The following is a 12,490-nucleotide window of genomic DNA, read 5'->3' as shown; positions in this document are numbered from 1 at the left end:
ACTATCTTAGAAAGCGATGTGTTAGAGATGAAATTCTTTATTGATACAGCGAATATAAATGAGATTCGTGAAGCAAAAGAGTTAGGCATTCTTTCTGGGGTTACAACCAACCCTTCCCTGGTTGCAAAAGAAGGTGTAGATTTTCACGATCGTTTGCGTGAAATTACAGATCTAGTTTCAGAGTCAGTTAGTGCTGAGGTTATTGCACTAGATTCAGAAACGATGATTAGTGAAGGAAAAGAACTAGCTGCTATTGCTCCAAATATTACAGTTAAAGTGCCAATGACTCCAGATGGTTTAAAAGCAGTTCATGCTTTTTCGGAGCTTGGTATTAAAACAAATGTGACACTTGTTTTCTCTGCAGTACAAGCATTATTGGCTGCGCGTGCAGGAGCTACTTATGTTTCTCCGTTCCTAGGTAGACTTGATGATATCGGACATGACGGATTAGATCTTATTGATCAAATTGCAGCTATTTTCGAAACGCATAAATTGCCAACAGAAATTATTGCAGCATCTGTTCGCCACCCGGTTCATGTAACTGAAGCGGCACTTAGAGGGGCACATATTGCAACAATTCCTCTTAATGTTATTAAACAACTGACAAAACATCCATTAACTGATCAAGGTATTGAGAAGTTCCTTGCAGACTGGGAAAATCGCAACAACTAATTCCAAGTACAGATGGCGGACCACTAAGCTTTTTGTATAAGCGATTTTGGTCCGTCCTTCTGCCCAGTTTATGTCAATTTTAATTGTTAAGATGAAGACGAACTTGGCTATACTGGTTAGAAGGACGGAACGAGGAAAGAAGGGATGCGATCATGGATAAATTAATGATTGAAGGCGGGTATCCTCTTGAAGGAACCGTACAAATAGGCGGTGCGAAAAATAGTGCAGTTGCATTGATTCCAGCAGCTATTTTGGCGGATAGCCCCGTAACAATAGATAACCTACCAGCCATTTCTGATGTGGAGCTTTTGTCAGAGTTGTTAAAAGAAATTGGTGGAAATGTTCATTTAAATGATCATGAAATGACAATTCATCCGGAAAATATGTTCTCAATGCCACTTCCAAATGGGCGAGTGAAGCAATTACGAGCTTCGTATTATTTGATGGGTGCAATGTTAGGGAAATTCAAAAAAGCAGTCATAGGTCTTCCGGGGGGCTGTAATTTAGGTCCACGTCCTATTGATCAACATATAAAAGGATTTGAAGCACTAGGCGCCAAAGTAACCAACGAGCAAGGTGCGATCTATTTGCGTGCTGAAGAATTACGAGGTGCGAGAATTTATCTAGATGTAGTAAGCGTGGGAGCCACAATTAATATCATGTTGGCTGCAGTACTTGCAAAAGGGCAAACAGTGATTGAAAATGCAGCAAAAGAACCGGAAATCATTGATGTTGCAACACTTCTAACCAATATGGGAGCAAAGATCAAAGGGGCGGGAACAAATGTTATTCGTATCGATGGAGTGGAGTCACTTCATGGGTGCCGTCATACGATCATTCCTGACCGAATTGAAGCGGGTACATATATGATTCTCGCAGCAGCTATTGGGCAGAAGGTAGTTGTAGATAATATTATTCCTTATCACGTTGAATCACTAATAGCTAAATTAAGAGAAATGGGAGTCTCGGTGGAAGAACGAGATGACCAGGTCCTGATTGAAAATCATAAGCCCAAAACCGGAGTAGATATCAAAACGCTTGTCTACCCAGGATTCCCAACTGACTTGCAACAACCGTTTACGACGTTACTCACACAGGCAACAGGCACAAGTATTGTAACCGACACCATCTATAATGCCCGGTTTAAGCATATTGATGAGATTCGTCGTATGGGTGCAGATGTAAAGGTAGAGGGTCGGTCAGCCATTATTAATGGGGCAACTGCTTTACAAGGAGCAAAAGTCAGAGCAAGTGACCTCCGAGCCGGAGCGGCGTTACTTATCGCTGGATTAATGGCAGAAGGAGTAACTGAGCTTTCTGGATTAGAGCATGTTGACCGAGGATATGAGAACTTAGAAGAAAAGCTTGTTGGACTTGGTGCGCGTATTTGGCGTGAGCAAATGTCTGAAGAGGAACGAGAGCAAGTCAAAAGCTAATAGAGAAACTACTTTTTGTACTGGAAGGGGTCTTAAAATGGAGAGAAGTTTATCGATGGAGCTAGTCCGAGTAACAGAAGCGGCAGCTCTTGCATCCGGACGTTGGATGGGAAGAGGTAATAAAGAAGAAGCGGATCGAGCAGCAACTGAAGCGATGCGAGATGTGTTTGATACGATTCCAATGAAAGGAACGGTTGTCATTGGTGAGGGAGAAATGGACGAGGCTCCTATGCTCTATATTGGAGAGAAGTTAGGAAATGGCTATGGTCCACGTGTGGACATTGCTGTTGATCCCCTAGAAGGTACAAATATCGTAGCATACGGTCAGTGGAATGCTTTAGCAGTGCTTGCTGTTGCTGATAACGGACAACTTCTGAATGCCCCTGATATGTACATGGAAAAGATTGCTGTTGGTCCAGAATCTGTTGGTTTAGTTGACATTGACGCTCCGGTTATTGATAACCTACGTGCTGTAGCTAAGGCTAAAAATAAAGATATTGAAGACTTGGTTGTAACGATTCTTAATCGTGAACGCCATACAAAAATGATTCAGGAAATCCGTGCAGCTGGAGCCAGAATTAAGTTGCTTTCTGATGGTGACGTCGCAGCGGCAATTAATACCGCATTTGGAGATACGGGCGTAGATATTATGCTTGGATCTGGTGGCGCTCCTGAAGGTGTTATTGCAGCAGCTGGATTAAAATGCTTGGGCGGAGAGCTACAAGGAAGACTACTGCCTCAAAACGATGCAGAGGTTGAACGCTGTCGCAAAATGGGCATTGAAGTAATTGACAAAGTATTTATGATGGATGATCTTGTAGGTGGGGATGATTGTATCTTTGCAGCCACTGGCGTAACAGACGGTGAGCTTCTAAGAGGTGTCCGTTACAAAGGGAAAAATGCCGATACACAATCAATCGTCATGAGAGCCAAATCAGGTACCATCCGTTTTGTAGACGGTACTCACAGTATGAAGAAGAAGCCTGATCTAGTTATAAGATAATACCAAATATAAAGAAGCTGCGACAGAAATGTCTTAGCTATTTGAAGAGCCGAGCCATTATGTTGATTAACTCACATAATGGCTCGTTTTTTTGTTCATCAAAAAAGAAAGCTGACCAACCGAAGATTGAGTAATTCATTCAAGATGTTCGCCTTGATATTCACTTGTTTAGTAATGTCCTAAGTTCTTTCCATGTTGATTAAATGTAATGATTTTTTCCGTTACACTAAGATACTAAATGAAATTAATAACTAGGTAATAATCTGCCGAAATCCAGACGCTCCAAGCTAGCGGACGGGATGGGGGAGGCCGACTCCAGTGGGACTTACGGGCAGTGTTGAAATGATTTGGCAAAGCCAAATTAGGCGGGCGCCCGCCCACGGAAAGCGTGCCCCTCATCCAGGGAGCGGCAAGACTGCAGATCCCCGTCTTCTCTCAATTGACCTTTACGAACTCCCCTTTCAAACTGTGTACAAACCTCTATTTTTCACACGGCTATTGAATATTCTATGTGTTTTAGGGTAGAATGGAATAATATACTCGCTATCATACATGATCCGCGAAATCATTTCTCCACGAATTCTCCTATTTAGATATTAATGGATAACGTACACATACTCCCAAGTTGACTTAAGCGCTGAATAACGAATCTCCAATCTATGTACCAAGAGTTGTTAAAAATTGGCTATAGTCTATTTTGTGTTGTTCTGTAAAAAAGAAATGATGATTGACTAGTTGAATAGCGCTTTCAAAGAATTTCATGAAATTTAATAGAAACGTGGTGTAAGAATGAGTGTCCACATTGCTGAGCTTGAAAAATTAAAACTTAAGGAGCTCTATGAGCTTGCAAAGGAATATAAAGTTTCCTACTATAGTAAACTAACAAAAAGAGAATTAATATTTTCCATACTAAAAGGCCAGGCTGAGAAAGATGGCTTAATGTTTATGGAAGGTGTGTTAGATATTGTGCCAAATGAAGGGTTTGGTTTCTTAAGACCAATCGCCTACACTCAAAGCGTTGAGGATATCTATATCTCTGCTTCCCAAATTCGTCGTTTTGATCTACGTAAGGGAGATAAGGTATCGGGCAAGGTTCGTCCTCCAAAAGAGAATGAACGGTATCATGGACTTTTACATGTTGAAGCTGTTAATGGTAAAGCGCCTGAAACATCAAAAGACCGCCCATACTTTCCAGCCTTAACACCTCTATATCCTGAGGTGAAAATTGAGCTTGAGTCAAAACCAGGCAGAGTTTCGTCGCGTATTATTGACATCATCTCTCCCATTGGTTTTGGACAGCGTGGTTTAATTGTTGCCCCTCCAAAAGCAGGTAAAACCTCACTTATGAAAGAAGTAGCAAACAGTATCGCAGATAATCATCCGGATGTAGAATTAATGGTTTTATTAATTGATGAGCGCCCTGAGGAAGTAACGGATATTGAACGTTCAGTAAAAGGTGAAGTCATTAGTTCAACATTTGACGAGTTACCGGAGAATCATATCAAGGTAGCTGAGTTAGTTTTAGAACGTGCGATGCGTTTAGTTGAGCATAAAAAAGACGTTGTTATACTAATGGATAGTATTACTCGTCTTGCTAGAGCCTACAACCTACACCTGCCACCAAGTGGGCGAACGCTTTCCGGTGGTATTGATCCGGCTGCATTCCACCGTCCAAAACGATTCTTTGGTGCTGCTCGTAACATTGAAGAAGGTGGCAGCTTAACGATTCTGGCGACAGCCTTAGTGGAAACTGGCTCTCGTATGGATGACGTCATTTATGAAGAATTTAAAGGGACAGGGAATATGGAGCTTCATCTTGACCGTAAGCTTTCTGAACGTCGTATCTTCCCATCTATTGATATTCGTCGTTCCGGAACACGTAAAGAAGAGCTTCTTATTGAGAAGTCACAGCTAGATAAACTGTGGACAATTCGCAAAACGATGAATGATTCTCCTGATTATGTGGATCAGTTCATTAAGCGAGTAAAAGACACAAAAACAAATGATGAATTTTTTGACGCCTTAGATCAAGATATGAAGGGTGTTAGAAAAAGACCTGTAAGCTCTAAATCATAACAAAAACGCTGTTGCAATTATAATGCGGACTTGATATAATTCTACCGTGTGCGAACAACTCTGTTTCGAAGAGATTCAGGGCAAAAGGAGATGAAAGATTATGAAACAGGATATCCATCCTAATTACCAAAAGGTTGTCTTTTTAGACACAAGCACAGGCTTCAAATTTTTGAGTGGTTCTACAAAAGGATCTGCTGAGACAGTTGAATGGGAAGACGGTAACACGTACCCACTTCTTAAAGTTGAGATCAGTTCTGATTCACACCCGTTCTACACTGGTAAGCAGAAGCTTAACGATGTTGGCGGCCGTGTTGACCGTTTCAAAAAGAAATACAACCTATAAGAAATATAGCGGGCAGGTTCACTTGCCTGCTTTTTTTCTGTCTATACATAGCATCTATCATAAGACAAACTCTATACATACATCATCAAGTGCGATATCGTATGATAAAAGACCAAAGTAAGGTGGGTTCCAATGAGTAATTATAATCAAGAAGGCCAGATAGAAGTAATATGTGGTGGCATGTTCTCAGGAAAATCAGAAGAACTTATTCGCCGAGTACGTCGGGTAGGATTCGGAAAACTAAAAGCACAAGTATTTAAACCATTGCTGGATAACCGATATAGCGTGGAGGAAGTTGTATCTCATAACGGGAACAAAGTGTGGGCGGAGCCTGTAGGGAACGCAGCGGACCTACTTGCAGCAGTAGATGAAGACACGGTAGTTGTTGCCATAGACGAAGTGCAATTTTTTGATGCGGAAATCATAGAAGCGGCAAGTCAGCTTGCTGATCGTGGCCTACGAGTGATTTGTGCGGGACTTGACCTAGACTTCCGCGGTGAACCATTTGGACCAACGATGAAACTAATGGCTGTCGCCGAACAAGTAACAAAGCTACAAGCGGTATGTGCAAGCTGTTCCGCATCGGCTAGTCGGACTCAGCGACTGATTAACGGTGAACCTGCATCCTACAATGATCCAATTATCCTTGTTGGAGCTTCGGAATCCTACGAACCACGATGTCGCCACTGCCACAGCGTGCCGGACGAGCCATCTCGTTTTTTTACGGAAAAGGAAGAGACGGTTGAACAAGAAGAAATAGGGAACGTCTAGACTCTGCGTCTGGACTTTTTAAGGTGAGACTTATGTATATGAGTCTCACCTTACTTGTTCAGCTACCTTCTTCTTGCCGTTTGCTGTATTGGATCCCACACACTGTTATAAGGTGGAGCGTAGGATAAGTCCAAATTCTCTATCTCCTCCATCGTGACTCTGTAATAAAGCGCAGTTGCGAGAACATCAACTCGTTTATCGACGCCTGTTTTTCCGATGAATTGCCCGCCAAGTACTTGCTCTGTATCACCATGGTACACTAACAGACTGTTTAGTCGCTCGGCATTGGGGTGATACGCAGCACTTGTTGAGGTTTCCGTCTCGGAAATGGCACAAGGAAAGCCAAGCTCCTGTGCTTCAACAGACGATAAGCCGGTTTTGGCTAAAGTTAAATCAAAGAATTGCATAATGGCCGTTCCGACAACACCTTGAAACGGACGAGCTGCCCCAATCATATTTAAGCCTGCTAGTCTTCCTTGTTTATTAGCGTGTGTACCAAGTGGAAGGAAGTCATCCTTTTGCTTTAGTCTGTGGTACTGGGTGGCACAATCGCCGGCTGCATAGATATCTGGCATGTTGGATTCTAGATATGCATTTACTTTAATAGCTCCCTTATCAGAGAGGTGAATGCCACTCCCTTGAAGAAAGTCTGTATTTGGTGTGACACCAACTGCCGCAATAACCATATCGGTTTGTATCGTTTTGTTTGCTGTAACGACCTCAGAGACAACACCATTCCGATCTCCTTTAAAGCTTTGCACGGTCTCGCCAAGCTCAAGCTCGACTCCATGTTTATTAGCTTCTTCCTGGATCAGTGTGGACATGCTCTTTTCAAAACCAGCACCTAGACTCGGATCGGTTAATAATGGTGACCTTTTTACCGAGTAACACCAAGTTCTCAGCAACCTCTAATCCGATATAACCGCCGCCTACAATCGTCACGTGTTTGACCTCATCGGTTAGATTTTTCATAATTCTTAAAGCATCCGGAATCGTTTTTAACGTGTGAATGCGGCCGAGGTTTATTCCGTCCCAATCTGGCTCAATCGGCCTTGCTCCTGTGGCGATTAATAACTTATCATATTTCACTGAGAAGTCATCACCACTCACTGTTTTGTTCGTTGGATCAATACCTGTCACCGTATGATTGATACGAGCATCAATTCCATGTTTTTCTCGAAACGTATCAACATTTCGTGCAACTAGCTGATCTGCTTCTTCCACAACCCCGCTTAACAAGTACGGTAAGCCGCATTGAGCGTAGGAATAATACGTACCACTTTCTAGCACCGTAATGTTTGCATCCTGGTCGTTACGAACGATTTGCATCGCCGCACTCATACCAGCAGCGTCTCCACCGATAATGACATAGTTCATCCCAACACCTCACTAGTCCGTCTATTACTCTCCATAAGGATTCCCTAACACCTCCTTGCTGAAACAGCTAATAAAGCAAGTTATTGACGAAAGATGTAACCTTTCGTATGATGAGAGCAGTCTTTTTAGGATTTGAGAGGGGCTTGTGCGACATGCTCATAGTAAAAAAAGTATTAAATAATAATGTCTTAGTGGTTCATCATCCTGATTACGATGAAGTTGTTCTGATTGGAAAAGGCTTAGGCTTTGGAAAGTCACCAGGTGACGAGGTGGGGAGCGAGCAAGCTGAGAAATTTTTTGTCTTAAAAGAAGAGACAGAACAAAAGCAATATCAACAGTTGATGCATTATATAGATGAATCATTTCTTGATCTGATGAATGATGTGATTGAGATGATTGAAGATAAACTTCAAATAAGACTATATGAGCACATTCATGTCGCCTTAACCGATCACTTGTTTTATGCAATTAAACGAATCAAGCAGGGGCAGGCAATTACGAATCCTTTTCTAAAAGAAACGGAGCTCGCGTACCCAAAGGAATTTAAAGTAGCTTCTGATATTAGGGAATATGTAATTGATAAACTGGACGTTTTATTACCTGATAGTGAAATTGGATTTATTGCCTTACATATTCATAGCGGGATAACAAATCGAAGTCTTCAAGATGTAAATGCTCATACTCGATTGATTGCTCAGTTAGTAGAAATCATTGAACAGCGATTGCAGATAAAAGTCGATCGGACAGAGCTTAATTATTTAAGGCTTGTACGTCACCTGCATTTTGCAATTGAACGAATAGAAGAAGAAAAGTATCTCGATCCGATGGAAGCGCTTAAAGAAGTATTGCAAAAGGAATATCCCGTGTGCTATAATTTGTCATGGAATCTCATAAAAGTGATGCAACAGTCCCTTAAGAAGCAAATTCCTGAGGGTGAAGCAGTGTATCTCACGCTTCATTTGCAGCGTCTCACTCAAATATAAACCTATCGTTTTCTTGAACGTGTTACTGGTGATGCAGGCATGAGAGAAAGAAAACGTTCGTATGTACCGTAGGAGGAGTCTATCCTACTCGGTCACGAGCGTTCTTTCCCTCATGCCTTTTTTATGTGGATTTACAACTACTTTAGGGGGTTTTATCATGTTTAAACAAGCTTTTGGTGTCTTACAACGCATGGGACGAGCTCTTATGCTTCCGGTTGCACTTTTGCCTGCTGCTGGTATCTTATTAGCATTTGGTGATGCAATGCAAAATCAGGATATTCTTAGTGCTATGCCATTTTTAGGCAACGACATCTTTTCGATGATCTCAACTTTAATGCTTGAGACTGGTGATATTGTCTTTGCTAACTTGCCACTACTCTTTGCCGTTGGGGTTGCAATCGGCCTTTCAAACGGGGACGGTGTAGCGGGACTAGCTGCAATTATTGGATTTTTAATTATTAACGTAACAATGGGCACCATGGGAGGTATCACACCAGACATGGTAGCGGAAGACCCAGCATATGCAAATGTACTTGGGATTTCCACCTTATCAACAGGGGTATTTGGCGGTGTCATAGCAGGGCTCTTAGCATCATTTACCTTTAACAAATATTATAATATTAATCTTCCGCAATACTTAGGATTCTTTGCAGGGAAACGTTTTGTACCAATTGCAACAGCATTTTTTGCGATTTTTGTAGGGGTTCTCTTACATTTTGTATGGCCATTTATTCAAACAGGACTTAATTCTTTCTCGTATTTCATGACAGAAGCAAGTCCAGGCACTAAGTGTGTACATCTTTGGTGTGATCGAACGCGCATTAATTCCTTTTGGATTACATCACATTTTCTACTCACCTTTCTGGTTTGAATTTGGTACCTATACAAATGCAGCCGGAGAATTAATTAAAGGTGACCAGGCGATGTTCTTTGCACAAATTCGTGATGGTGTTGAACCAACAGCCGGAGCCTTTATGGTTGGTAAGTTCCCATTCATGATGTTTGGTCTTCCAGCTGCTGCACTTGCTATCTATCACTGTGCAAAACCAAAGCACAAGAAAATCGTAGCTGGACTCATGGGATCAGCAGCTCTTACAGCCTTTTTAACAGGAATCACGGAACCACTTGAATTTAGTTTCTTGTTTGTTGCACCCATTTTGTTTGTGATTCACACTCTTATTGCGGGTCTCTCGTTTTTACTGATGTATCTACTAGATGTAAAAATCGGTATGAGCTTCTCGGGGGGAGTTATTGACTTCTTGCTTTATGGCGTCCTACCAAACCGCACGGACTGGTGGTGGGTCATCATCGTTGGTCTAGGATTCTCGGTCATTTACTATGTCCTATTCCGTTTTGCCATTCTCAAGTTCAACCTAATGACACCAGGTCGTGAGGAAGACGAAGAAGATGAAGAGGGACAAGCATCTAGTTCCGCTCCAGTTGGAGATCTTCCTTACGAAGTATTAAAAGCATTAGGGAATAAAGAAAATATCAGCAATCTTGACGCGTGTATCACTCGTTTGCGTGTCTCAGTAAAAGACGTGGATCAAGTGAAAAAAGACAGACTGAAGAAGCTAGGTGCTTCAGGAGTCATGCAAGTAGGTCAAAACATCCAAGCGATATTTGGACCAAAATCAGATCAATTAAAAGGTCAAATTCAAGACATCATTTCTGGAAAAACTCCATCACCAATTGAAGAAGTCGAAACAGTTGTTGAAACAGATGGTGAACCAGGTGACTTTAATTTTACACTTCCGATTACAGGAAAAATCCTCCCAATCACCGACGTGCCTGATAACGTATTTGCCGGTAAAATGATGGGTGACGGATTTGCCATTGAACCAACAGAAGGAGTGGTTCACTCTCCGGTAAACGGAACCATCGTGAACTTCTTCCCAACAAAGCATGCACTCGGAATCGTCGATGAATCTGGAAAAGAAATTCTAATCCATGTAGGAATCGATACCGTTCACCTAAAAGGTGAAGGCTTTGAAGCATTAGTTGAGCAAGGAGATAAAGTGACACAAGGACAAGAATTGCTGCGCTTTGATACAGCTGTTATCTCAGAAAAAGCAGCCTCCATTATCACACCAATTGTCTTCACGAACTTAGCAGAAGACGAATTCATTCAGCTGCTCCAATCAGGAGAAGCGAATGCAGGTGAAGAAAACGTATTAATGATCAAAAAAGCTGAATAACTAGTACGAGAAGCCAGAGTGGAGACGCTCTGGCTTTTTTTGTGGTTGCGGGTGTGGCTGGTGGAAGAGCGTAAAGCGGGAGAAAAGCAAGACGGATCGGGGACTTAGCAAGAAGCAGAGCCTTTTACCAAGCGGCATAAGGGAAACATCAAGAACCAAAGCATGATAGCAAGAGAAAACTGGGAGAAAGCAAGACGGATGGGGGGCTTGGCAAGAAGTGGACTCTGATACTAAGCGGAAAAAGGAAAAAACCAAGAGCCAGACAATTTTAGTAAGAGAAATGTGGGGGTAAGCAAGGGGGAGCGGGGATTTGGCAAGAAGCAGAACCTGATACCAAGCGGAAACTACACGTAGCAAGAACAGTGCCGAGATAGCAAGAACGTTTGTGGAATACCAAGAGAGAAGGGGAGTTATCAAGAAGTAGATCGGTAATTAGTTCCTAATTGTTCTATAAAAGGTAATCATGTATAGTCGGAGTAAGGTAGTTGCTTTATGGGAGATGATGATGTGATAGATAAAAAGTATCAGGTGTATTTAGCGCCGGTATGGTTGGGAATATTTTTTCTGATTTTAGATTCGGGTTTGTTTTATACGCTTTTTATGGTAATAGTGATATTTATTGCTGCGATGATTGGCTATAAGCTAGAGGTGGGCATGTGGGGCGCTTCTGGTAAGAGTCAGTTCAGGATGTCAAAATGGTTAACAATTGTATGGATTGGACTTATTGTTGCATTTTGGTGGGTAGATTCAGATCTTGCGCTCTGGCGTCAGGTTTTAGTGACGGTTCTCCTTCTTATTACCGCTGTTTTGGATTTTCTAGATTCATATTTTTGGTACAAAAAGGAGAGGGAGCAAGAGGCAGACCTTCAATCTGATTGAGTAGGGTGTGATTTAATATGGTCGCAAAAAGGCATTTGATGATTATTTCACCGATTCTTTTTATTATGTTCCTTTTTATTGTTGAGGTAAGTTGGTTGATGCTTGTAGGTTGGGGTTTGGCTATAACGCTTGCCTCTGTGATTGGCTATCATGTTGAAGTAATAAAGGAACGAGAGACGGCTAAGAAGGAATTATTCACTTCGATATGGAACAGCTTGCTGTGGGTTGGGATTGCTGCACTATTCTTTTTTTATGGGTTTGACCTTAGCTTATGGCGCCGCATTTTAATTGCGTCTTGTTTTTTGATATTGGCGGTTTTTAATTTTATTAATTCGTATGTGTGGTATAAAAAAGAACAACTGGAGCTTTTACAAGAGGAGAATCGTAATGTTTAGTGATAAGGTTGGAAATGCTTTGATGTTTCTCTGGTTGATTGTTACGACTTATTTGATAAACGGAAGTCTTTTATTTGCACTGCTTGCTAGTGTGGCTGTTCTGGTTGGTAGATTGATAGGAAAGGCGACACAAGCAGGCGGTGGCAAGATTACGGCGGAGAAGCGGTTTAAGCATGCGAAGTTTTTTCCTGCTTTTATCCTTTTAATCGGTATCTTATTATGGACATTTATTGAATTGGAACTTTGGAAAATGCTATTAGTCTCATTTATGCTTCTGCTATTGATGGTCTTTGAACTTACTGATTCCTACCTTTGGCTCAAAAAAGAGCGAGAGTCTTCTTAAGTGTGGGTCACGTT

General features: G+C 41.8%; 10 protein-coding genes and 2 pseudogenes. 11 read left to right on the top strand and 1 reads right to left on the bottom strand.

What is annotated here, in order from left to right:
- The first annotated feature begins 27 nt into the window (after positions 1–27).
- The 6 genes from fsa to NDM98_RS11075 all read left to right on the top strand — a co-directional run bounded on the left by fsa (position 28) and on the right by NDM98_RS11075 (position 6,301).
- Positions 28–672 carry a fructose-6-phosphate aldolase gene (fsa, locus tag NDM98_RS11100; RefSeq protein WP_251609096.1) on the top strand — a complete coding sequence of 215 codons (645 nt, stop codon included), beginning with the start codon at positions 28–30 and terminating at the stop codon, positions 670–672.
- A 152-nt stretch (positions 673–824) separates the two neighbouring features.
- Positions 825–2,108 carry a UDP-N-acetylglucosamine 1-carboxyvinyltransferase gene (murA, locus tag NDM98_RS11095; protein ID WP_251607491.1) on the top strand — a complete coding sequence of 428 codons (1,284 nt, stop codon included), beginning with the start codon at positions 825–827 and terminating at the stop codon, positions 2,106–2,108.
- Positions 2,109–2,145: 37 nt separating this feature from the next.
- A complete protein-coding gene (gene glpX / locus NDM98_RS11090; protein ID WP_251607488.1) occupies positions 2,146–3,111 on the top strand; it encodes a class II fructose-bisphosphatase in 966 nt (321 codons plus the stop codon).
- Positions 3,112–3,900: 789 nt separating this feature from the next.
- On the top strand, positions 3,901–5,187 hold the full coding sequence (rho, locus tag NDM98_RS11085; protein ID WP_251607486.1) for a transcription termination factor Rho: 1,287 nt from the start codon (positions 3,901–3,903) through the stop codon (positions 5,185–5,187).
- A 100-nt stretch (positions 5,188–5,287) separates the two neighbouring features.
- A complete protein-coding gene (locus tag NDM98_RS11080) occupies positions 5,288–5,530 on the top strand; it encodes a type B 50S ribosomal protein L31 (RefSeq protein ID WP_251607483.1) in 243 nt (80 codons plus the stop codon).
- Positions 5,531–5,662: 132 nt separating this feature from the next.
- Entirely contained in the window at positions 5,663–6,301 is a 639-nt protein-coding gene (locus NDM98_RS11075) for a thymidine kinase (protein ID WP_251607481.1), read from the top strand.
- 62 nt (positions 6,302–6,363) lie between these two features.
- On the opposite strand, the pseudogene NDM98_RS11070 reads toward NDM98_RS11075, so the two are convergent.
- Positions 6,364–7,678: pseudogene (locus NDM98_RS11070) on the bottom strand (FAD-dependent oxidoreductase).
- Positions 7,679–7,830: 152 nt separating this feature from the next.
- Between NDM98_RS11070 and glcT the strand changes: the two are divergent.
- The 5 genes and pseudogenes from glcT to NDM98_RS11045 all read left to right on the top strand — a co-directional run bounded on the left by glcT (position 7,831) and on the right by NDM98_RS11045 (position 12,476).
- On the top strand, positions 7,831–8,661 hold the full coding sequence (gene glcT, locus NDM98_RS11065) for a glucose PTS transporter transcription antiterminator GlcT (RefSeq protein WP_251607478.1): 831 nt from the start codon (positions 7,831–7,833) through the stop codon (positions 8,659–8,661).
- Positions 8,662–8,818: 157 nt separating this feature from the next.
- Positions 8,819–10,859: pseudogene (gene ptsG, locus NDM98_RS11060) on the top strand (glucose-specific PTS transporter subunit IIBC).
- A 492-nt stretch (positions 10,860–11,351) separates the two neighbouring features.
- Positions 11,352–11,738, top strand: a complete 387-nt coding sequence (locus tag NDM98_RS11055; RefSeq protein WP_251607476.1) for a hypothetical protein — start codon at positions 11,352–11,354, stop codon at positions 11,736–11,738.
- A 17-nt stretch (positions 11,739–11,755) separates the two neighbouring features.
- Positions 11,756–12,133, top strand: a complete 378-nt coding sequence (locus NDM98_RS11050) for a hypothetical protein (RefSeq protein ID WP_251607473.1) — start codon at positions 11,756–11,758, stop codon at positions 12,131–12,133.
- Positions 12,126–12,476, top strand: a complete 351-nt coding sequence (locus NDM98_RS11045) for a hypothetical protein (protein ID WP_251607470.1) — start codon at positions 12,126–12,128, stop codon at positions 12,474–12,476. The genes NDM98_RS11050 and NDM98_RS11045 overlap by 8 nt, the downstream gene beginning before the upstream one ends.
- The last annotated feature ends 14 nt before the right edge of the window (positions 12,477–12,490 follow it).

Source organism: Alkalicoccobacillus plakortidis (assembly GCF_023703085.1).
GTDB classification, from domain to species: domain Bacteria; phylum Bacillota; class Bacilli; order Bacillales; family Bacillaceae_D; genus Alkalicoccobacillus; species Alkalicoccobacillus plakortidis.
Note: the sequence above shows the minus strand (reverse complement) of the source record. Positions and strands in the feature narration are given on the sequence as shown.

What these genes read in the sequence shown, in the direction of transcription:
- fsa (WP_251609096.1), top strand. Translation starts at nt 28, where the DNA reads ATGAAATTCTTTATTGATACAGCGAATATAAATGAGATTCGTGAAGCA.
- murA (WP_251607491.1), top strand. Translation starts at nt 825, where the DNA reads ATGGATAAATTAATGATTGAAGGCGGGTATCCTCTTGAAGGAACCGTA.
- glpX (WP_251607488.1), top strand. Translation starts at nt 2,146, where the DNA reads ATGGAGAGAAGTTTATCGATGGAGCTAGTCCGAGTAACAGAAGCGGCA.
- rho (WP_251607486.1), top strand. Translation starts at nt 3,901, where the DNA reads ATGAGTGTCCACATTGCTGAGCTTGAAAAATTAAAACTTAAGGAGCTC.
- NDM98_RS11080 (WP_251607483.1), top strand. Translation starts at nt 5,288, where the DNA reads ATGAAACAGGATATCCATCCTAATTACCAAAAGGTTGTCTTTTTAGAC.
- NDM98_RS11075 (WP_251607481.1), top strand. Translation starts at nt 5,663, where the DNA reads ATGAGTAATTATAATCAAGAAGGCCAGATAGAAGTAATATGTGGTGGC.
- glcT (WP_251607478.1), top strand. Translation starts at nt 7,831, where the DNA reads ATGCTCATAGTAAAAAAAGTATTAAATAATAATGTCTTAGTGGTTCAT.
- NDM98_RS11055 (WP_251607476.1), top strand. Translation starts at nt 11,352, where the DNA reads ATGGGAGATGATGATGTGATAGATAAAAAGTATCAGGTGTATTTAGCG.
- NDM98_RS11050 (WP_251607473.1), top strand. Translation starts at nt 11,756, where the DNA reads ATGGTCGCAAAAAGGCATTTGATGATTATTTCACCGATTCTTTTTATT.
- NDM98_RS11045 (WP_251607470.1), top strand. Translation starts at nt 12,126, where the DNA reads ATGTTTAGTGATAAGGTTGGAAATGCTTTGATGTTTCTCTGGTTGATT.